This window comes from Nonlabens antarcticus (assembly GCF_015356755.1).
GTDB classification, from domain to species: domain Bacteria; phylum Bacteroidota; class Bacteroidia; order Flavobacteriales; family Flavobacteriaceae; genus Nonlabens; species Nonlabens antarcticus.
In genome coordinates this window covers 67,367-88,693 of sequence record NZ_JADFCO010000066.1, presented here as the reverse complement: position 1 = coordinate 88,693, position 21,327 = coordinate 67,367, and the positions used below count along the sequence as shown (strand labels likewise).

Genomic DNA, 21,327 nt, shown 5'->3' with positions numbered 1-21,327 from the left:
CTATGCTTCTGCATCTAATAAGTCCGTAGCGATATGGTATCGTGGGTCTTCAATGCTACTTTCAATAATGGTGTCAAATTCAGGATTATTGCGCATCAATAATTGCTTACATTCTGGGCTCAAGTGTGTTAATTTTATTTCTTTACCTAAGTCTAGGTATTTATTAGCTACTCCTCTCAACGCCTCAATACCAGAATGATCTTGCACACGGGCTTCTATAAAATCTATTTCGATTTTATCGGGATCATTTTTAGGATCAAATTTATTGTTGAAGTCCGTTACAGAACCGAAGAATAAAGGTCCCCAAATCTCATAGACTTTAGTTCCATCAGTCTTAATACTTTTACGAGCTCTGATTCGTTTAGCACTTTCCCAGGCAAATACCAATGCAGAAATAATTACTCCCACAAAAACTGCAATAGCTAGGTCAAACACGACTGTTACTACAGAAACAGTCACTAAAACAAATGCATCTGACAATGGAATTTTACGCAAAATTCTAAAACTAGACCATGCGAAAGTCTCGATTACCATCATGAACATCACCCCTATTAAAGCAGCGATCGGTACCTGTTCAATGAGTTTATCCGTGAAAAGCAGAAAAACCAATAACGTAACGGACATCATCACACCAGACAGACGACCACGACCACCAGCATTAATATTAATAACAGTTTGCCCTATCATTCCACAACCACCAGTCCCACCGAAGAGGCCGCTGACAATATTTCCTGCTCCTTGAGCAACACATTCCCTATTACCGCTACCACGTGTTTCCGTCAATTCATCAACCAGATTCATGGTCATTAGGGATTCAATCAATCCTACCGCAGCAGCAAGAAACGCATAGGGCAAAATAAACATGAACGTATCGTAACCTATGGGTAAGTATTGCCACAATTCCATATTAGGTGTTGGCAGTTCTCCTTTGAGACCAGTTCCTCCGCCTTCAATAATGTAAGAACCTACCGTACTTACATCCATACCACTAAAAACTACGATTCCTGTAGTCACTAAAATGGCCGTTAGCGCTGCTGGAATTTTCTTAGTTAATTTAGGAAGCCCCCATATAATTGCCATGGTTAATGCCACAAGGCCCATCATGATCCACAATTCTGCTCCTTGCATGTAAGTGCTTATGTATTTCTTGACATCATCAGCTCCTATCACTAGACTTTTATGTGAAAACATTTCCACCTGCGCCAAAAAGATAACAATAGCCAAACCATTCACAAACCCCATCATCACAGGATGCGGAATCAATCGAACAAATTTCCCTATTTTGAAAACACCTGCTAAAATCTGAATCAATCCCATTAGAATCACAGCACCGAACAAGTAGTACAGCCCCATATTTTCTATGGGATTCTCCATCATCATTCCCTTCTCATGACCCTTTATAATCAAGTCAACAAAAATCACTGCAACGGCTCCGGCCGCACCAGAGATCAAACCCGGTCTACCACCAAAAAGTGCGGTTATCAAACCTAAAATAAAAGCTCCAGATAGTGCCACTAATGGGTCAATCCCTGCAACAAAAGCAAATGCAACCACTTCTGGAATCATCGCTAGAGACACGGTTATCCCAGCAAGGATATCGTTTTTAGGATTTCCTACAAAATTGTTAAACAGCTTCATTAAGGGGGGATTTATTTTAATTTTTTGAAGGGCGCAAAGATAGTCCATTGAAACGGTATTAAAATAATGTTAACCGATGGATCTAAGCCTTTACTAATCATTGGATATACGGACATTTGAATATGGAATCTTTCACCCATTCTCAGTGAAAATGTGAGGCCTCCATTATAACAAATAATTACTGTGACCTTATCTATTAACCATTCTGAATTGACCTATAAAACGCCTAAAATAGAAGGTATCGATGATGCTTTGGAGCTATTAAAAGAAGCTGCAAATAGGCTAAAATCGAAAGGCTTTACGCAATGGAGCTATTGGTTAGACCCACCAGCAGAGCGGATGCAATGGTTAAAGGAAGGTTTCGAGGATGCCGAATTTACATTTATATATCAGGACGATAACCTCATTGGGATGTACAGATTAATGGTGCAAGATTTGAAATATTGGGGCTTACAAACTACACCTGCATTCTACCTGCATTCCCTTGTGGTGAGCTCTGAATACAGCGGTTTACAGATAGGAAGCACTTTAATTTATACTATTGAGAAACAGGCTATCGATAGAGGTATCCATTTGTTGCGGCTGGATTGCGACGCTGGGAATCATGCGCTCTGTAGATACTATGAGAAGCTTAGTTTTAAAAAAGTTGGTCAAATCCAAATGCCGCTTTCTCTCAATAATCTCTATGAAAAAGAGTTATAGCATTCGATTCTCAAGGATTTCGCTTTCGCGAAATTTCAATTCTTAACGGGTTCCAAACACTTAATCCCACGCACTCCAAAAATATAGCAACTAAAAATGGCGGCAAATTGCCGCCATTTTTTTTTATCTCTGCTCCACCTCAATTGACGTAGATAATTTTTAGTTCAGAAATCTAATTGCTGTTACGGCTACGGCTCTTATTGCGATTACCACCACCAGAATTAGATTTTGGTTTCCCTCCAGAAGGTTTGGAGTTTCTACCGCCACCGCCGCCACGGCCTCGATTTCCACCTTGCTTTTTCAAACTAGGCTCTGCAGCATCTTCCATTTTAAATTCAAACGGATGATCATTCACCACAGGAATCTTAGTCTGGATCAATTTTTCAATATCCCTCAAAAACGGACGTTCTTCAAGCATGCAAAAACTTGCGGCAAGACCGCTTGACCCTGCTCTACCGGTACGACCTATACGGTGTACATAAGATTCTGCCACATTAGGCAAGTCATAATTGAGAACATAAGATAACTCGTCGATATCGATACCACGAGCTGCAATATCTGTCGCTACAAGTGCTTGTAATTTTCCATCCTTGAAATCTCCCAGTGCCTTTTGACGTGCTGTTTGGGATTTATTTCCATGAATAGCCGCACTATTGATTCCTGCCTTTTCAAGATCTTTTACAATCTTGTTAGCTCCATGTTTAGTTCTTGAAAAAACAAGGGTAGAATCATTCATGTCTGTCGTTAATAAATGAACCAACAATTCTGTTTTGTTCTTTTTGTTAACGTGGTAAATGCGTTGCTCTACTTTCTCCGCAGTAGTTTTCTCAGGCTCAATGGTAACACGCTCAAAGTCTCCCAAAATTTGTTTGGAAAGATCCACGATTGCTCTGGGCATAGTGGCACTAAAAAACAGTGATTGACGTTCTTTAGGTAATAATTTCAGTAGTTTTTTGATGTCATGGATGAATCCCATATCAAGCATTTGATCTGCTTCATCGAGTACGAAATACTGAATATCTTTAAGCGAAATGTATTTTTGACTGATCAAATCCAATAATCTTCCTGGAGTTGCAACCAGAACATCCACACCTTGGTGCAAGGCATAAACTTGTTTCGTTTGTTTTACACCACCGTAGATAACCGTATTCTTGATGTTGGTATATTTCGCGTAAGCGGAAAAGTTTTCATCAATCTGTATAGCAAGCTCCCGTGTAGGAGTTACCACTAAAGTTCTAATCTTGCGTTGCTTTCTGGGACCTTCACCTTCCAACAATTGTTGAAGGATGGGAATAGCAAATGCAGCGGTCTTTCCAGTACCCGTTTGAGCGACCCCTAGTAGATCTTTGCCTTTTAATAAGATGGGAATGGATTGTGCTTGTATAGGAGTTGGATTCTCGTAACCTTGGTCCTGTAAAGCTTTCAGGATGGACTCGTCGAGCCCCAATTCTTTAAATGTCATGTAATAAATTAAGCTGCAAAGGTACGGTTATTTGAACTGTGATTTATATACGATCAATAGCCGACTTTACAACGGTTTTGAAGGAGATATTTAGACTCATTAGCTGTAGAAACTTCACCACTTTTCTCTCCTAATTTTTATGTTCACGAGAACGAAATTTGAGTTACCATCTGTGACCCAAATCACAATACTCCTATTATCGAAATAACCTCAGCAAAACTTTTCAATCAAAAATCTACAATATTTTAGAATTTGAGATTTAAAATTCCAACAAAATTTCTATTCTAAATTAAAAAATCCCAAAACCAACAGAATCTGTTGCGTTTTGGGATTTTATTTTTTTGAGATTTGAAATTTAAATCACCTCAGCAATAAATTAATCTCTGATCAACTTCTTATATCTGATTCTCTTAGGGGTAACATCACCCAATCTCTTCTTCTTATTCTCCTCATATTCTGTAAAACTTCCATCAAAGGAATAGATTTGGGAATCACCTTCAAACGCTATGATATGCGTACAAACCCTGTCTAGGAACCACCTGTCGTGAGAAATAATAACTGCACAACCAGCAAAGTTTTCCAATCCTTCTTCAAGTGCTCTCAATGTATTTACATCAAGATCGTTGGTAGGCTCATCCAGTAACAATACGTTCCCTTCCTCCTTCAAAGTCATGGCAAGATGCAGTCTGTTGCGTTCTCCACCAGAAAGGGCACTTACTTTTTTATTCTGTTCTGAACCTGAGAAGTTGAAGCGGCTTAAGTAAGCTCTCGAGTTTACCATTTTACCGCCCATCATGATCATATCCTGAGCGTCAGCAAAATTCTCCCATATTGATTTTTCAGGATCGATATTGGAATGGTCCTGATCAACATAGGCAAGCTTTACGCTTTCTCCTACTTCAAAAGTTCCTTTGTCTGGCTCTACCTCTCCCATAATCATTTTGAAAATCGTCGTCTTACCAGCACCGTTGGGCCCGATAATTCCTACGATGCCATTTTGTGGAAGTACAAAGTTCAGATCTTCATACAATAATTTATCACCGAATGCCTTGCTCACGCCCTTAGCATCGATAACATTTGTTCCTAATCGCGGACCGTTAGGAATGTATATTTCCAGGTTTTCTTCTTTTCCTTTTTGATCCTCATTTAAGAGTTTATCATAGTTGTTCAAACGGGCTTTTTGCTTCGTTTGACGTCCTTTTGCTCCTTGACGTACCCAGTCCAGCTCGCGCTGTAAAGTCTTGCGACGTTTGGATTCTGTTTTTTCTTCTTTGGCAAGTCGGTCACTTTTTTGTTCCAACCAGCTGGAGTAATTCCCTTTGTAGGGAATTCCCTCGCCGCGATCTAGTTCAAGAATCCATCCAGCGACGTTATCTAGGAAATACCTATCGTGAGTCACCGCGATTACGGTTCCTTTATATTGAGCTAGGTGCTGCTCTAACCATAAAACCGATTCTGCATCCAGGTGGTTGGTAGGCTCATCTAGCAATAAAATCTCAGGCTCTTGTAGCAATAACCTACACAGCGCCACGCGGCGTTTCTCTCCACCAGAAAGATTTGCGATGCTCGCATCACCAGGTGGCGTGCGCAATGCATCCATCGCGATTTCTAGTTTTGTATCGAGTTCCCAAGCATTTACTGCATCAATTTTATCTTGCAATTCCGCTTGACGGTTCATCAACTTCTCCATCTTGTCGGCATCAGAATAAACTTCTTCCAACCCAAAATCGTCGTTGATTTTATTGTATTCGTCCAGAATCGCGACTGTTTCAGCAACACCTTCCCGTACAATTTCCATGACTGTTTTAGTAGGGTCTAATTCTGGTTCTTGTTCCAGATGACCTACTTTATATCCAGGCAGAAAATTGATATCTCCCTGATAGTTTTTTTCTGTTCCCGCGATGATCTTCATCAACGTGGATTTACCTGATCCATTGAGACCCAAAATCCCAATTTTCGCTCCGTAGAAGAAGCTTAGGTAAATATTTTTTAATACTTGTTTTCCAGTACTTTGATAGGTCTTTGAAAGACCCGACATGGAAAAAATTACTTGTTTATCGTCGCTCATTATTTGTCTTTTTTATCATTTAATAATTTCGTTAATTCCTCTAGAGACTCTTCTGTGTACCGCTTTCGCGAAAGCTTAACAGCCTCCATTCCTTCCACTCGTATCAGTAGTCCCGGTTCCTGCAGATTCACTTCCTGAATATCTTTAAATAGAAATCCGATGGTTTTATTGCCCAGTAATTTCATGGTCACGCTTTTCCCACCATAAGAAACGGAATTTGCTGCTGTAAAACCATCCATACTCAATACAGTAAATGCAGTCACCCCCAAAGCTGCAGCGGTATACGCCACATAATCTGGACCTTCTAACCACCAGCTTGCCAGCGCTATAAGAATGAGAATGCCTCCTGCACTTGTCAGAGCGCGGTATTTAGGCGAATTCAAATTTTTTATATCAATTTTTCTTTCCACTAGACCCTTCCTTTTAAAGCATTAAAAACCCAAGCAATCGCAAAAAAACCGATTCCTACAGAAGCAAATCCGTAGCCCGCAATATCTCTGTACCTAAATGCTCCCATGGCAATCAGTGCGATACCTATAATAATCATAATAAGGGTCGCCCAGCCTAAAACTCCGTTTTTATTCATTGCCATAATCCGCTGCTTTTAAACATTCAAATATATCATTGCTAACTGCAATTATCATCTACTCTTGGTCTTGTTTGCTGGCCTTTTTAGAACCTTTATACATCTCATATTTGACTAATCTCGCTTCTAATTTTCCATTAAAAAGTTTGATCCTACGTGATGCTTTTAAACCTACAAATTTCAAGGCCTCCAGATTACCAGTAATCATCCACGCGGTGCTACCAGAATATCTCGTTTTGAGAGTATCTCCTATTTCCTTATAAAAACTCTCCATGTCAATTTCCAGTCGCTCATCATAAGGCGGGTTGAACATTAGGAAAGCTTCAGCGCTTTGGGAATCTCTAAAGAAATCTCCTTTTTCTACACTGATGAAATCCTCAAGGTTTGCGTTTTTAACTGTTTCTATGGCTTTTTGAACCGTATCTCCATCAGCATCTCTGGCAATGATCTTCCCATCAAAACCACGTATTTTTTTCAAACAACTTGCCTGGATATCTTCAAAAAGCTGATTGTCATAATCGGGCCATTTCTCAAAACCAAATTCTTTTCTATTGATGTTAGGTGCAATATTAGCTCCTATCATTGCAGCCTCAATGGCGATGGTTCCACTACCACACATGGGATCTATAAATGTAGATCGTTGATCCCAGTTGCTCAATAAAATAATCCCAGCGGCTAGAACCTCATTAATAGGCGCAAGATTCGTTTGATCCCTGTAACCACGTTTGTACAAAGCATCACCACTAGTATCCAGAGATACATCTACAGATTGATCGTTAATGTGAATGGAAATACGCAAATCTGGATGTTTCGTATCCACATCTGGACGCCGACCATGTTTTTCGCGCAATTGATCAACTATCGCATCCTTGGTTTTCAAAGCGATATACTGACTGTGATTGAAATATTGCGAGGAAACCGTAGCATTTACAGCAAGCGTATCGTGAGGCGTCAAATATTTTGACCAGTCCATCTGGTAAATCCCATCATAAAGATCCACCTCATTACGAGCGCGGAAACTGTGAATAGGTTTCAAGATCCTGATCGCGGTGCGCAACATCATGTTAGCCTTATACATAAAGCCTTGATCTCCCTTAAAACTTACCATGCGAACGCCTTTTTCAACGTCAATGGCGCCTAGGTTTTTAAGCTCTTCTTCCAGCACTTCTTCTAGGCCAAAAAGTGTTTTGGCGATCATCTTAAAATTTTGGGGCATTCTATCGGGATTTGGACGGCAAAATTAAGGTATTTTTGTCGCCTATGAGCGATAGAAAAGACGAGATCACGTGGTATGCCAGCTGGTTTGACACACCCTATTATCACATACTTTACCGCGATCGCGACTATCTCGAGGCTGGACAGTTTATGAAAAGCCTTACTGCCAGATTAGAATTGGAGCCTAACGCGCAAATTTTAGATCTTGCCTGTGGCCGTGGCCGTCACAGTATTTTCCTCAATAGGTTGGGCTATGAGGTTACCGGTGTGGATTTGAGTGAGAGCAGTATCGCTTTCGCGAAAGCAAAATTAAAACACATTAAATCTGGAAATCTGGAGTTGGGTGAGCTAGGAACAGGTCCCGTAAACCTTGACCGAATCCAATTTGCAGTCCACAACATGACCGAAACATATCCTGCAAAATTTGATGCCGTTTTCAATTTGTTTACCAGCTTCGGTTATTTTGATGACTCAGAGGATAATTTGAGAACTATTAAGGCCATCAAACTCAGTTTGAAACCTGGTGCGTGTGGTGTGATTGACTTTTTTAACGTGAAAAAAGTGATTGAAAACCTTGTTCCTTATAACGAGAAAACCGAAAAAGGAATCACTTTTGAGCAAAACCGTCGATTGGAAGACGGTTATATTTTCAAGGATATCAATTTTAAAGACGACGGGAATCGCTATCATTTTACAGAACGCGTTCAAGCCCTAACTCTAGCCGATTTCCAAAAATATTTTAAAGCTGCAGGACTAGAATTAGAACAAGTTTATGGGAGTTATCAATTGGAAGATTTCGATGAAAAAACCTCTGATCGACTGATTATGATCTTTAAATCTGCAACAGAATAACCATGAACTATTTATTACCATTTCTTGCCGTTGTCATCGGTTCTTTGGCTGCCTTTTTATTTAAGGAGGTTTCCAACTTGCGCATGAAATTGTTGCTCGCATTTTCAGGAGCTTTTTTATTGAGTGCAGTCGCGGTAGAGTTTTTACCTGAAATATATGAATCTGGGAATGCTACCTATGGAATATATCTGATCGCAGGAGTATTTATTCAGATCATCCTTGAGTTCTTTTCTAAAGGTGCAGAACATGGACACATGCACGTACGTAAAGATGTCGCAAGTTTTCCCTATGCCTTGTTTGTCAGTTTGTGTATTCACGCATTTTTAGAGGGAATGCCATTACAGGACGCCAGTGGTATGACGTATGGAGTAGCTATTCATAAAATTCCTATTGCTTTTATATTTACCGGGTTTCTAATTGCTAACAAAGCTTCTATGAGCAAGATTCTTTTAGTTATTGGGATATTTGCGGTGATGTCTCCACTAGGATCACTAATTGCACAGAATGCAAATTTCAATGTAGACATCATGCTTCCCATAAAAGCACTGGTCGCTGGGATTGTATTACATGTTTCCACCACCTTGATTTTAGAATCCAGCGATGGACACCAATTCAACCTTGCTAAAATGCTAGTAATGCTTGCAGGAGCCGGACTTGCTTTTATGATTTGATGCAGTTTCTAAGCCTCTAAATAATATACTTCTCCAACTAGAAATTGGTTATACGATTTTGAATGCTTAGCGGAATATTTGAATATCATGTATTGTAAATTGATATAACGATCGTTGAAAAGTATATGTTTATGCCATCCATCTTTTCCGTCGAGGTTTTTATCTTTATCGGATTCCCTTCCAAAACCACTTCATGAAGATACTTCACACTGCAGACTGGCATATAGGCAAGAAACTTTACAAGAAGGATCTCTATCAAGATTTTGACCTATTCATTGAATGGCTATGTTCGCTCGTAAAAACGGAGCGTATAGAAGTGATATTAGTTTCTGGGGATATTTATGATATTTCCAATCCGTCTTCAGAAGCTCGATCTCAATACTACCGGACGCTCCTTGCTTTAAGAGATTTAAAATGTAAAATCATCATAACCGGTGGGAATCATGATTCCCCTTCCGTATTGAATGCGCCTAAAGAAATCCTGAAACAGCTTGATATTGATGTGATAGGCGGGCTTCCAGAACAAATAAACGACACGCTCATTCCTATTAAAAATGAATTAGGAAAAGTGGAAGCTGTAGTTGCTGCGATTCCGTTTATTCGTGATGCAGATTTGCGCAACATGGGTGATGCTCATGATTATGATTCTAGACTTATCGCTATTAGAGAAGGAATTACGGCTGTTTTTAAAGAAGCTTCAGATCTCTGTGCATTACATTATGAAGGTATTCCTGCCATCGCAATGGGACATTTGTATGCCGCTGGTGTTTCCACATCAGAGAGCGAACGGGAAATCCAAATAGGAAATCTGGCCAGTTTTGAAGCAGATAATTTTGGGGATTATTTTTCTTATGTTGCTTTAGGACACATTCACAAACCTCAACAACTTACCACCAGTATCCCCACCTATTATAGTGGATCACCGCTACCTTTATCTTTCAGTGAAAGTCAAGATCTAAAAAGAGTGCTGATTTTTGACTTAGAAGATCATGCGGTAACTAGCGTGGAAATTCCCGTCTTCAGAAAACTGATACGTATTAAAGGTGAATTGGAACATATCAAGCAAAAATTACAATCACTAGAGGTTCAAACAGGTCTAAACTCTTTTATAGAAATCGAATTACAATCCGTTCAGCACGATGCTAATCTAATATATGAGCTCGATCAGCTGGTTTCACAATTTGAGTGTTCTGGTTATGAGATCGTAAAACAAAAAATAAGTTTCAGTGAAAAAGCTCCTGCCATGACAGATTTCTATCAAGTAGAACAGGAGCTGGAAAACCTTTCACCACAAGATGTTTTTCTAAAACTTCTGGAAAAATCCACTTTTGAACCAGAAATGAAGAATGAAATCATCAGTTCTTTTCAAGAAATTTTAGAAGAAGTCAATCAGGGAAATTAAACAGAGCACATGAAGATTTTAAAAATTTCTCTTAAGAATATCAATTCGCTTCGTGGTGAGCACCATATTGATTTTGAGACTGCACCACTCAAGGATAATTCGCTATTTGCGATTACGGGTCCCACTGGAAGCGGAAAAAGCACCATTCTAGATGTAATTTCTTTAGCCCTGTTTACTATAGTTCCACGATTGGGGCGTATTACAAAAAATACTATTAATGATACGGGCGCTGTTCTGACTAAGAATCAGCAGGATGCTTATGCAAGTATCACTTATTCTTGTACCAAAGGGATTTTTCAATCCACCTGGAGTATCTCGACAGCTAGAACAGGAAGTTTGCGGGATTATGAAATGCAGTTGAAAAACGTAGTTTCCGGAAAAGAACTGCCGCTCAAAAAGTCGGAAGTTCCTGCAAAAAACGAAGCATTTATAGGTTTAAATTATGAGCAGTTTATAAAAAGTGTGGTGCTCGCTCAAGGCGAATTTGCTCAATTCCTCAAAGTTCCTAAAAAAGAACGCAGCGAGTTGCTGGAAAAAATAACGGGTACTGGAATCTACCGGCAGTTAGGTGCTCGTGCTTTCGAAAAAAACAAGCAGGCAAGTGAACTCATCAAAAGCGAGGAAACAAACATCAATTACGAAAAGAATAATCTAATTGAGGATGAGATTTTTGAACAGATCCAAAAAGATCTTAAAAAACTGAAAGTAGAAAAAGAGGCTACTTTAAAAGAACTGGAAAAACTTAAAGCTGATCAAACTGTTTTAAAAGAGATTACCGGGAAGAATGAAGAAATCGCTTTCGCGAAAGCGAAACAAACACTACAATTAAAAGAACAAGCAGACTTTTTTCAACAAAACGGGAGCAAACTTGATGCTCATGAAAAAACCCAAACTATATCTGAAAAGCTCAGAACATGGGAAGAATTGCGGAAAATCATTACGCAAAAGACAAAAGTACTCGCAGAATTAAAAACGGAGAAAGAGCAACTAGTTCAGGAAGAAAATAACCTATCAAGAACAACTGCAACGTTTTTAGGCGCCGAAATCAAAAAACAAGACGCTGCAGAATCCCTAGAAACTTTTAGAGATAAAGTATCTGACTTAATCCAAAAGCGTGAAGCCCTGCGTTCTAAGCATAATGAGCTTAAAGCACAATTAAATGGAGAACTCCGTCCTTTAGATCTAGATAAGAACCCATCAATTGACTTACTAGAAATAAAGTTGGCGGCACTCAAATTAGATTTGAAACGGAGGAAGGAAGAACTCATTCCAATTGTCCCAAGCTCTGATATAGACCAACTAAAAAAACATGAACCACGCCTAGAAAAAGAAATAGACCAGCTGCAAAAGGCTATACGCTTAAACGATCGCATCGAACCTCTTAAAACTGAGTCTTCCAGTTTACTTGAAAAAATCAAAATCGCTACCGATAAACAAAAATCATTTCCTGAGCATTTAAAAATTCTTAGTGACAAGCATCTACTAGAATCAAAAGATGAAAAAGTTCTTCAACTGCAACAAGAAAACCACCTGTTATCTGCTAGTCTGGAAGATTTAAGAAATAAATTAGTTGAGCAGCATCCATGCCCATTATGTGGATCTGTTCATCATCCTTATGCAAAAGATTTACAATCCAGCGATGATGAGATGGAAAGTAAAATAAATGATAATAAAAGAGCTTTACGCACATTAGAAACTGCGATTACCCAAACAAGTGCCGAATCCAAATCCGTCAATGAATCCTTAATTGAACTAAATGAGAAAAAATCAAAAATTGATAATGAGTTCGAGAAAATAAAGTTCCTTTTTACATCTGATTATGAAGGCTTGCCCATGGATTCTGAGGAGTTAGAAAAACAAGCTGTAATTTCTAAAGAAAAACTGGTTGCCTTGAAACTCTATATAGATATACAAGCCCGATTGAACGCTCTAGTGGCCGCAGAAAAGCTTGTTCCCCACATGCAAGCAACAATTATTGACGGAAATAAAATCACAACAGAGCTTGAGAAAATTTACAAAGGCGACAATCTTAATAGAGATGTCAATAGCATTAAAACCAACTGGAGTAAACTACAATCTCAAGAAAGTAGTATCAAAAGAGCAGAAAACACCCAGAATGTCGAACTAGACGATTCCCAGAAGCAGTTATCAAATCTTACAAATGATTTGAACGCAGCTCTTATTTCCTTAGAATTTAAATCTATTGAAGATGCCGCGCTAGCAAGGTTGCCTGATAACATCTATCTCAACCTAAATAAAGAGCGTGGAAGATTAAATACTGGCATTGAATCACAAAAATCTACACTGCAAACCCTAGCTGCCCAGTTGGAAAAACTACTAGAGAAAAATCCTGAAGAATCTTTAGAAAGTATTGAGGAAAAACTAGTCGTTATTTCAAGCAGGTTAGAGCAATTAGATCTGTTGGTTAATAATAGTGAAAGAAAGACAAAGAATCAGCTAGAGAGTTTAAAGCGAATTGAGGACTTAAAAGAAAAGATTGAAAAGCATTCTGCCCATGTAAAAAGATGGCGAGTACTCAACGAACTCATAGGCGACTCCACGGGAAATAAGTTTAATGATTTTGCGCAAGACCTGACCTTATCGAGGTTGCTGCTATTTGCCAACAAACGCATGGAGCAATTGAGCGATCGATACACCATTGATAAATCTATGCCAGATGAAGATGACAGTCTGATCGCCATTGATGATCATATGGGCGGTCAACGCAGGTCTGTTAAAACGCTTTCTGGAGGGGAAACTTTTGTCATGAGTCTAGCGCTGGCACTCGCCCTATCAGATTTAGCTTCAAAAAAAGTGCGGATTGAGAGCATGTTTATTGATGAAGGGTTTGGGACGCTGGATCCAGAAACTTTAGATCAAACGATGGATACGTTAGAAAAATTACAAACGGAATCGGGTAAAACTATCGGTGTTATTTCGCATGTAGAGTCTTTAAAAGAACGGATTCAAACTCAAGTCGTGTTAAGGCGCGACAGCCATGGTTATTCGACATTGGAAGTAAAATAAAAAGGTTTGATTCTTATTATTTAAGTGTTCGGCAACGTATCTCCTGAGACGGAGCTTTTTTGAAATCAAGTTTCAATTTGTTATTACTTTGATCTAAAAGACGTGAGAGTCAAAATGATAGTATCTAGAAAAAAGTATGAATGTTATTCCGCTTTCGCGAAAGCGGAATAGTATCTTAAATTATATTTAAAAAAGCACAATTTGAACTAAAGAACACGCTCTATCTTTATTCAGTCTAAATAAAACCCTTATTTTTGCAATCTCATTTAGGAACTAACTTATATCGCTCATTTATGAATTGCTAAAAAAGCAAAACTATGAATCGTATTTTCTATTCCCTATTAATTGCACTAATGTTTACAGGTAGTGCATTTGCCCAAGACAACGTTTTTCTGGACCGTGATTTCTGGAAGTCTAATCCAGACTTAACCATAGTAAAAGAAAAAAATACTGCCGGTAATGATGCTATCGCCATGAATTCAAACGGGTATGACGCCACAACTTATGCTATCCTTGGAAATGCCAGTGATGATGTAATCAAATATTTATTAACTCTTGACGGTAATGGTATCGACAAAAAAACGCACGACAGTCGTATTTATTTACACTGGGCAGCATACACTGGCAATCTGGAAATTGTCAAAACGTTGCTAAATAAAGGATCGTCATTAACAGCTTTGGAAAGTCACGGTAATACACCATTAACTTATGCCGCTAACGGCGGTAATATGGATCCAGAGCTTTACAATCTGTTTATGAAACAGGGAATTAAACTAGCTGACGAGAAAAATGATGAAGGTGCAAATACACTTCTTCTTGCCGCACCTTCCATGAGCTCTTTTAGAGAAACGGCGTTTTTCACGGACAACGGTATTGATATCAACAGTAATGACAAAGATGGTAACGGCATTTTTTCCTACGCTGCTAAGAAAGGAAATATTTCTTTCTTAAAGGAATTGATAGCTGCTGGCGTAGATTATAAATCTGCCAATATGAACGGTGGCAATGCGTTCATATTTGCAGCTCAAGGAGCTCGCGGCCATAGCAACACCATAGAAATATATCAATTTTTAAAGCAATCGGGTTTGAATCCTAATGTAATCACTAAAGACGGATATACTCCGTTACATGCACTTGCCTATTCAAATACAGATGTAGAAATCTTCAATTTCTTTTTGCGAGAAGGTGCAGATGTAAATCAAAAAGATGCTGAAGGAAATACTCCGTTTTTAAACGCGGCGTATCGTAACAATTTAGAGATTGTAGAGTTACTTTCTACAGATGTAAAGGATTTCAACCTGAGTAATAAAAATGGACAAACTGCTATGATGCTAGCAACAAAGCGCAACACTGCAAATGTTCTAAGCTTTGTAATAAGTGAAACCGGTAAAGACTTTAAACCATCAGACGCCGCTGGCAATACGCCGGCTTATTATCTAGCTCGATCGTACAATAAGAATAACACAGAAGATTTTAAGGCTAAACTGGACTTACTAGTCGCATTAGGTGTTGACATGAGTGCCACTCAAGCAAATGAGAATACCTTATATCATATAGCTGCTGCGGAAAGCGATTTGGAACTTTTAAAAGAGCTGTCCGGTTATAAAGTTCCCGTAAATGCGACTAATGAAGAAGGTTTGACTGCGTTACATATCGCAGCTATGCGATCTGACAATGTCGAAATGATGAAATACCTTATTTCTTTAGGTGCAGATACTTCTATCACCACTGATTTCGAAGAAACTGCTTATGATCTTGCCGGCGAAAACGAATTATTAAATAAACAGCAGACTGCTTTAGAATTTTTGAAATAATGAAAAACTTTTTGAAAACACTTCCATTCCTATTACTCATTTTTTTATTTACGAGTAGTTTTATAACGGCAGATAAAAAGAACGTAAAATGCCTGATCCAGTTGACTAACTATTCTGGAGAGGGAGCTTATGTTGTAGTTTCTCTACTAGATCCTAAGGGCAATTATGAAGAAACACTTTACGTACAGGGAAAAGACAGCGAGTGGTACAGCGAGATAGGCCAATGGTGGAGCTTTTATGGCCAGAAAAAATCAAACATCGATGGGATTTCTGGCGCTACCGTTAGTGGCGGCGGACGAACCGTAAGCCTTTTAAAAATCTCTGAAGATAAGATTGATAAGGGTTACAGCATCAGATTTGAAACTTCCGTGGAAGATCAAAAATATTATACTGCAGATCTAGAATTTGAACTGACCACTGCAAATCTTAAAAGTAAAAAAGAAGGCACAGGCTTTATACGCTACGTGCGCATGTTGCCACAATAAAAAATTTCATGACGATTTCCATCTGGCGATTCAGCCATCTGGCGCTGGCCTTAGTTTCTTCTATATTTCTAATCCTTGCTTGCGTTACGGGAATTATTCTTGCCGTAGAGCCTATACAGCATCAAAATAAAGGTTATGAAATAGAAAACCTTGAGGAAGTTTCTCTTGTTTCTACCATTGAAATCCTAGATGAAAATTATGATGAAATTTTCACGCTGGAAGTGGAACCGTCTGGCTTTGTAAAGGCTTCCGTTCTTACTGCAGATTTTGAAACGCGGGATGTTTATGTCAATCCTAGAACTGGAGAAGAATTAGGCGCTGTCGAAAAGCGATCTGAAATTTATAAGTTCTCTACAAACTTGCACCGGTCTTTATTCTTAAAAAGCATCGGGCGGATTTTTGTGGGATTAGTTTCTTTTCTTTTGGTGCTTATTGCAGTGACTGGATTCTTCCTATTATTCAAGCGTCAAGGTGGCTTGAAAGGACTTTTCGCCAAAGTTCAAAAGGATCGTTTTACCATGCGATACCATGTGATTTTAAGTCGCTGGTTTTTTATTCCAATAATTATTGTCGCGGCTACTGGTGTTTTTCTTTCGGTGGAGAAATTTGATTTATTGCCAGACAGCTCGCTTGTTCATGTTCAGAATAATCCGGCGTTGGAAAATACTGAAAGTGGGAAATCTAAAATGCTATCTCCATTTGAAGAGATATTTCTGGACGACGTTAGAATGGTCGAATTTCCGTTTTCTGATGACCCATCAGAGTATTATCAGGTGGCATTGCAGGATAAAGAAATACGCGTGAATGCGCAAAGTGGTATTGTTGAAAGCAGCGCAACTTATCCATTTGTGATGGTTTCCTTTAGACTCAGCATGATACTGCATACGGGACAAGGCAGCATTTTGTGGTCCATCGTCTTGCTATTGACCAGCCTTTCCCTCTTGTTTTTTATGTATTCTGGATTTGCAATGGCTTTACGTCGCAGGAAAAAAGTGATCCAGCAGGGAGTTTTGAGCGATCGCGATAAGGCAGAATTTGTCATTTTAGTGGGTTCTGAAACCGGAACAACTCGTGATTTTGCAGCAAGATTTTGCAATGCATTGATAGCTGCTGGAAAGACTGTTTTTATGACAGAAATGAATGACTATTCCGCTTTCGCGAAAGCGGAACACCTCATCATTTTCACGGCCACCTATGGTGATGGAGAAGCACCTACAAATGCCAGAAAGTTTGAAGCGGCCATTCTTGCCCAAAAATCAATGGAAGCTATTAAATATAGCGTGGTGGGATTTGGGTCACTAGAATATCCAGAGTACTGCCAGTATGCCATCGAGGTGGATCAATCACTGCAAAAGCAAGAGCGTTTTCAGCCTGTCCTAGAGCTTCATAAAATCAACAATGCTAGTCAAAGTGCTTTCCAAAACTGGACGCGAGAATGGTCTAGAACTACGGGAATTGATATTAAAGTCAAATTGCCCAAAGCCAAAAAGAAAAAACTCAAATATCAAGATTTTGAAGTCGTAGAGCGATCGCCATTAAATCTTGATGACACCTTTTTATTGAGGTTAAAATCAAAACGCAGGATAGCTTTTTCTTCAGGTGATCTGCTTGCCATCCAAGTTCCAGACAGTGATATAGTTCGGGAATATTCCGTTGCGCGATGGAATAATGAAATATTGCTAAGCATTAAAAAACACGATTTAGGAAAATGTTCTTCCTACTTATCAGAACTTCAACAAGGGTCTCAGGTCAAAGCTGCCCTTCAAAAAAACGCCGATTTCCATTTACCGAAAAAGGCAGCATCTGCCCTATTAATTGCGAACGGCACAGGTATCGCTCCGTTTCTAGGAATGCTATTAGAAAATAAGAAAACGGACATACATCTTTTCTGGGGTGGCCGTAGAGCTCAATCTGCAGGGATTTACGAAGATATTTTCAGTCAGATCTCCAAAGATTCCAAAAAAAACCAGGTTCAAAAATTCTATTCTCAGGAAGGAACTAAGCAGTATGTTCAAAATGGTCTTTTAGAGCAAAAAGATTTTGTTCTTCAAAAAATAAAGGATAATGCAGTAATCATGATTTGTGGTTCATTAGCGATGCAAAATGATGTTTTAGACACCTTAGAAATAATTCTTAAAGATGAACCTGATTTAAGTCTGGACGAACTAGTTCATAAAGACCAGTTGAAAATGGACTGTTATTAAAAGCTTTATTCTTGATAGTTTATCAATTATTATTTAACACCATCCAGACCATTACCAAATGGCTCAAACTACCACCCAAAACAAATAAATGCCAAATCACGTGGTTGAAATAAAGCCTGCTCCAAGAGTAAAAAATAATTCCTAGAGAAAAGAAAACACCACCTGCGATAAGCCACCCCAATTCTGCATTGTTAAAAGCAGCCAATAAAGAATCGAGATCCAGAACTACCATGTAACCCATTACCAAATATAAAACGCTGGAAAACGCCTCAAATTTTCCGGTAAAGAACAGTTTCCAAACCGTCCCGAATAATGCAATTCCCCATACAACAGCAAGTATGGTCCAGCCGCTGCTATCTTCCAGACTGATTAAACATACCGGAGTGTAAGTTGCCGCAATAGAGAAATAGATGGAAATGTGATCCATCTTGCGCAAGGCCCATTTGATCTTTTCTGGTTTTGCGTAATGATATGAGGTAGATGCAGCGTATAGAAATAATTGGGATATGCAGTAAATGATAATGGCAATCAATGCATATTGTGCCGTACTTTCGACAGCTTGTTTGAGCAAAAAATAACTTGCGATTAGAAACACTAAAAAACCAAAGCCGTGAGTAATTACATTCCAGCGTTCTTCTAGCGCGGTTTGAGCTCTAGCCATGTAGCGATTTATCGATCATCTCTTTTCTGGCTGCTTCATACTCGGCTACCATATCCGCCACCACTTGTGCTGCTGGAATAATGTCTTTTATCAGTCCAGAAACTTGTCCTATCTCGAGTTCGCCCTCGTCCATATCGCCTTCAAACATTCCTTTTTTTGCTCTGGCTCTGCCCAGCAACTTAGTAAGATCTTCCTTTGATGGGGACTGTTGATATAATTCCTGCACCTGATTCCAGAACTTATTGCGCATCATGCGCACTGGCGCGAGTTCCTTAAACGTCAAATGCGTGTCGCCTTCTCCAGCTTCTACAATCGCATTTTTAAAATTGATGTGGCTGCTCGCTTCTGGAGTACAGACAAATCTGCTTCCTACTTGCACGCCATCTGCTCCCAGCGTCATTGCAGCAAGCATAGCACGACCTGTGGCAATACCACCCGCTGCTATTAATGGAATGTCGATCGCTTGTGCCACTTGCGGGATCAAAGTTAAGGTCGTGGATTCCTCGCGGCCGTTGTGACCACCGGCTTCAAAACCTTCTGCTACCACAGCATCGACGCCGGCCTCCTGTGATTTCAAGGCAAACTTCACCGAGCTCACCACGTGAACGACGGTGATTCCAGCAGCTTTTAATTGTGGCGTGTAACTTTTAGGATTTCCTGCGCTGGTAAAAACGATAGGAACTTTTTCTTCTATAATAATATCCAGGATCTCATCCAGATCTGAATAAAGCAACGGGACATTGACTCCATAAGGTTTGTCTGTAGCCGACTTACATTTTTGAATATGCTCCCGCAAAACCTCAGGATACATGGAGCCTGCACCTATAAGGCCTAAGCCACCCGCATTACTAACAGCACTTGCCAGTTTCCAGCCGCTAGCCCATACCATCCCACCTTGAATGATGGGATATTTGATATTAAAAAGTTGGGTGATTCTGTTTTTCATTTAAAAAGCAATTTTATAACCTCTGGATTCATCTTCAAATCGAAAGATATAAATTCCGTTAGGGAATATAGATAGATCTATATTTTCAGTCTCAGATAATTTTAATTCGAGTAACACTTGTCCCTGTAAATTAAATAGCTGAAACTGAGTTTTATTTCGGCCCAGCGGAATGTTGAGATTCAATTTTTTATCCTTGACATAATATGTAAAATCATCAGGAATACTAACCTGAGAACTAGAAATCATCTGGAATGCCTTACCAAAATCGGGAATACCATAGCCCCTAAGATTATCAGGGTTTGAAGCTTGCGAGCTACTGTTTTGAATCGTGCTGATCAATTCTTCTACAGATAAATTAGGAAATGCCTGAATAAAACAAGCCATGGCACCGGCAATGATTGGACCGCTGTAACTTGTGCCGTTACCAGCTTCTAATTGGCCAAATTCGGAAATTAATTGTGTATCAGAGCCTTGGGCAACTACACTGGGTCGGATGCGATTATCCCAAGTAGGCCCGATGCTAGAAAAGCTAGACTTATCTCCATTAATCATTACGGCTCCTACGGCGAAAACTCCTTTTGCATCTGCGGGTGCTGCAATCCATGGATGCTCACTGCTTCTTCCTGAGTTTCCCGCACTAGTCACAATCAACATACCTTTTTCGGTTGCGATAGTAGCTCCTCTCGAAATGAAAGATGAACCGTCCATATCTTTATAAGACAAGCTTTCATCCTCATTATCAAAATCTAAATATCCTAACGAAACATTAATAACATCCACGCCTAGCGAATCTGCACGCTCTGCTGCGGCAACCCAATAACTCATTTCTACTGGAGTTTCTGACCTAACATCTTCCGTACGGAATAGATAATAACTGGCATCTGGAGCACTTCCGATATAAGTTCCTTGCGTCGATTCAACTTGTCCTGCAAGGATGCTCAACACTCGTGCACCGTGGAAATTATCCTCATATATACTATTGTCACCAGCCACAAAATCATAGCCTCCTAGTATCCTGTTCTCTGCTCTTGCCGTAATGAACGCAGTATTGGTATTTACATTAGGAAAGCCGCTATCAGTTAATGCGATATATATTCCTTTTCCCGTATTTCCCTGGTTGTGCAATTTATCCAGACTTATCATTTCGATCTGATTTCTGGCATTTCCATAATTTACAGGCAGCGAGATATCTTCACTAAATTTATTCTCTTGCTTTACATAAGAACTTTTGGAGGGATCTGCATAAACGACCTCTTTCACGTAACTGAGTGATTTTAGATTCTGAATATTCTGGTACGAACCTATCACATGCGCACAATTGAACCATTTAGACTGGGTTCTATAATCGATTCCAAATCTATTTTTTAAATCGTTTACATACTGCTGATTCACTGGCACATCCCGCTCATCGACAGCGATTTTATGTCTTCGTTTTCGCTCCAGCGCTCGTTGCGTGAGAATCGTGGATGGATTTGAAATTGAGAAGTCAATGTTGGGTTTATCCTTAAAATAAACAATGGCATTTAAATCCTGAGCGACAAGACTCGCAGAAAATAATAGAACAAACACGCTTATAATAAAGGTCTTCATTCCA

At 39.3% G+C, this 21,327-nt stretch carries 17 protein-coding genes; 8 read left to right on the top strand and 9 right to left on the bottom strand.

Features of this window, described 5'->3' with window-relative positions:
• Positions 1–1,638 carry a SulP family inorganic anion transporter gene (locus tag IQ282_RS11530; protein ID WP_194852028.1) on the bottom strand — a complete coding sequence of 546 codons (1,638 nt, stop codon included), beginning with the start codon at positions 1,636–1,638 and terminating at the stop codon, positions 1–3.
• 183 nt (positions 1,639–1,821) lie between these two features.
• Between IQ282_RS11530 and IQ282_RS11525 the strand changes: the two genes are divergently transcribed.
• A complete protein-coding gene (locus IQ282_RS11525; protein ID WP_194852027.1) occupies positions 1,822–2,340 on the top strand; it encodes a GNAT family N-acetyltransferase in 519 nt (172 codons plus the stop codon).
• 172 nt (positions 2,341–2,512) lie between these two features.
• Here IQ282_RS11525 and IQ282_RS11520 read toward each other — a convergent pair whose 3' ends face one another.
• The 5 genes from IQ282_RS11520 to IQ282_RS11500 form a co-directional block, all read right to left on the bottom strand.
• Positions 2,513–3,802 (bottom strand): DEAD/DEAH box helicase, encoded by a 1,290-nt coding sequence (locus IQ282_RS11520; RefSeq protein ID WP_194852026.1) that lies wholly within the window; start codon positions 3,800–3,802, stop codon positions 2,513–2,515.
• A 376-nt stretch (positions 3,803–4,178) separates the two neighbouring features.
• Positions 4,179–5,870: an energy-dependent translational throttle protein EttA gene (gene ettA, locus IQ282_RS11515; RefSeq protein WP_194852025.1), complete on the bottom strand. Its 1,692-nt coding sequence runs from the start codon at positions 5,868–5,870 to the stop codon at positions 4,179–4,181.
• Positions 5,870–6,280, bottom strand: a complete 411-nt coding sequence (locus IQ282_RS11510; protein ID WP_194852024.1) for a hypothetical protein — start codon at positions 6,278–6,280, stop codon at positions 5,870–5,872. Before IQ282_RS11510 ends, ettA begins: the two co-directional genes overlap by 1 nt.
• Positions 6,280–6,462 carry a CAL67264 family membrane protein gene (locus IQ282_RS11505; RefSeq protein WP_194852023.1) on the bottom strand — a complete coding sequence of 61 codons (183 nt, stop codon included), beginning with the start codon at positions 6,460–6,462 and terminating at the stop codon, positions 6,280–6,282. Before IQ282_RS11505 ends, IQ282_RS11510 begins: the two co-directional genes overlap by 1 nt.
• A gap of 52 nt (positions 6,463–6,514) precedes the next feature.
• Positions 6,515–7,672 (bottom strand): THUMP domain-containing class I SAM-dependent RNA methyltransferase, encoded by a 1,158-nt coding sequence (locus IQ282_RS11500; RefSeq protein ID WP_194852022.1) that lies wholly within the window; start codon positions 7,670–7,672, stop codon positions 6,515–6,517.
• Positions 7,673–7,716: 44 nt separating this feature from the next.
• Here IQ282_RS11500 and IQ282_RS11495 point away from each other — a divergent pair, with 44 nt between their 5' ends.
• The 7 genes from IQ282_RS11495 to IQ282_RS11465 all read left to right on the top strand — a co-directional run bounded on the left by IQ282_RS11495 (position 7,717) and on the right by IQ282_RS11465 (position 18,126).
• Positions 7,717–8,523 (top strand): class I SAM-dependent methyltransferase, encoded by an 807-nt coding sequence (locus IQ282_RS11495; protein WP_194852021.1) that lies wholly within the window; start codon positions 7,717–7,719, stop codon positions 8,521–8,523.
• 2 nt (positions 8,524–8,525) lie between these two features.
• Positions 8,526–9,194 carry a ZIP family metal transporter gene (locus IQ282_RS11490; protein ID WP_194852020.1) on the top strand — a complete coding sequence of 223 codons (669 nt, stop codon included), beginning with the start codon at positions 8,526–8,528 and terminating at the stop codon, positions 9,192–9,194.
• A gap of 193 nt (positions 9,195–9,387) precedes the next feature.
• Positions 9,388–10,596 (top strand): exonuclease SbcCD subunit D C-terminal domain-containing protein, encoded by a 1,209-nt coding sequence (locus IQ282_RS11485; RefSeq protein ID WP_194852019.1) that lies wholly within the window; start codon positions 9,388–9,390, stop codon positions 10,594–10,596.
• Between the two features lie 9 nt (positions 10,597–10,605).
• A complete protein-coding gene (locus IQ282_RS11480) occupies positions 10,606–13,623 on the top strand; it encodes an AAA family ATPase (protein WP_194852018.1) in 3,018 nt (1,005 codons plus the stop codon).
• Between the two features lie 317 nt (positions 13,624–13,940).
• Complete coding sequence (locus IQ282_RS11475; RefSeq protein ID WP_194852017.1) at positions 13,941–15,437, top strand: ankyrin repeat domain-containing protein; 1,497 nt, start codon at positions 13,941–13,943, stop codon at positions 15,435–15,437.
• Positions 15,437–15,922: a DUF2271 domain-containing protein gene (locus IQ282_RS11470; RefSeq protein WP_194852016.1), complete on the top strand. Its 486-nt coding sequence runs from the start codon at positions 15,437–15,439 to the stop codon at positions 15,920–15,922. The genes IQ282_RS11475 and IQ282_RS11470 overlap by 1 nt, the downstream gene beginning before the upstream one ends.
• Positions 15,923–15,930: 8 nt before the next feature.
• Entirely contained in the window at positions 15,931–18,126 is a 2,196-nt protein-coding gene (locus IQ282_RS11465; RefSeq protein WP_194852015.1) for a PepSY domain-containing protein, read from the top strand.
• Between the two features lie 22 nt (positions 18,127–18,148).
• Here IQ282_RS11465 and trhA read toward each other — a convergent pair whose 3' ends face one another.
• Genes trhA through IQ282_RS11450 form a run of 3 tightly spaced genes read right to left on the bottom strand, consistent with a single transcriptional unit; the run spans position 18,149 to position 21,323 of the window.
• The gene (trhA, locus tag IQ282_RS11460) at positions 18,149–18,787 is read right to left on the bottom strand and encodes a PAQR family membrane homeostasis protein TrhA (protein ID WP_194852014.1); all 639 of its coding nucleotides are present in this window, start codon (positions 18,785–18,787) and stop codon (positions 18,149–18,151) included.
• Positions 18,780–19,733: an NAD(P)H-dependent flavin oxidoreductase gene (locus IQ282_RS11455; protein WP_194852013.1), complete on the bottom strand. Its 954-nt coding sequence runs from the start codon at positions 19,731–19,733 to the stop codon at positions 18,780–18,782. The genes trhA and IQ282_RS11455 overlap by 8 nt, the downstream gene beginning before the upstream one ends.
• Positions 19,734–21,323: a S8 family serine peptidase gene (locus IQ282_RS11450; RefSeq protein ID WP_194852012.1), complete on the bottom strand. Its 1,590-nt coding sequence runs from the start codon at positions 21,321–21,323 to the stop codon at positions 19,734–19,736.
• Positions 21,324–21,327 lie beyond the last annotated feature (4 nt).

Bases quoted from the DNA above. Each gene is read 5' to 3' on its own strand.
- IQ282_RS11490 (WP_194852020.1), top strand. From the start codon at position 8,526: ATGAACTATTTATTACCATTTCTTGCCGTTGTCATCGGTTCTTTGGCT.
- IQ282_RS11480 (WP_194852018.1), top strand. From the start codon at position 10,606: ATGAAGATTTTAAAAATTTCTCTTAAGAATATCAATTCGCTTCGTGGT.
- IQ282_RS11520 (WP_194852026.1), bottom strand. From the start codon at position 3,802: ATGACATTTAAAGAATTGGGGCTCGACGAGTCCATCCTGAAAGCTTTA.
- IQ282_RS11500 (WP_194852022.1), bottom strand. From the start codon at position 7,672: ATGCCCCAAAATTTTAAGATGATCGCCAAAACACTTTTTGGCCTAGAA.
- IQ282_RS11485 (WP_194852019.1), top strand. From the start codon at position 9,388: ATGAAGATACTTCACACTGCAGACTGGCATATAGGCAAGAAACTTTAC.
- IQ282_RS11470 (WP_194852016.1), top strand. From the start codon at position 15,437: ATGAAAAACTTTTTGAAAACACTTCCATTCCTATTACTCATTTTTTTA.
- IQ282_RS11455 (WP_194852013.1), bottom strand. From the start codon at position 19,733: ATGAAAAACAGAATCACCCAACTTTTTAATATCAAATATCCCATCATT.
- IQ282_RS11475 (WP_194852017.1), top strand. From the start codon at position 13,941: ATGAATCGTATTTTCTATTCCCTATTAATTGCACTAATGTTTACAGGT.
- trhA (WP_194852014.1), bottom strand. From the start codon at position 18,787: ATGGCTAGAGCTCAAACCGCGCTAGAAGAACGCTGGAATGTAATTACT.
- ettA (WP_194852025.1), bottom strand. From the start codon at position 5,870: ATGAGCGACGATAAACAAGTAATTTTTTCCATGTCGGGTCTTTCAAAG.
- IQ282_RS11530 (WP_194852028.1), bottom strand. From the start codon at position 1,638: ATGAAGCTGTTTAACAATTTTGTAGGAAATCCTAAAAACGATATCCTT.
- IQ282_RS11450 (WP_194852012.1), bottom strand. From the start codon at position 21,323: ATGAAGACCTTTATTATAAGCGTGTTTGTTCTATTATTTTCTGCGAGT.
- IQ282_RS11465 (WP_194852015.1), top strand. From the start codon at position 15,931: ATGACGATTTCCATCTGGCGATTCAGCCATCTGGCGCTGGCCTTAGTT.
- IQ282_RS11495 (WP_194852021.1), top strand. From the start codon at position 7,717: ATGAGCGATAGAAAAGACGAGATCACGTGGTATGCCAGCTGGTTTGAC.
- IQ282_RS11505 (WP_194852023.1), bottom strand. From the start codon at position 6,462: ATGGCAATGAATAAAAACGGAGTTTTAGGCTGGGCGACCCTTATTATG.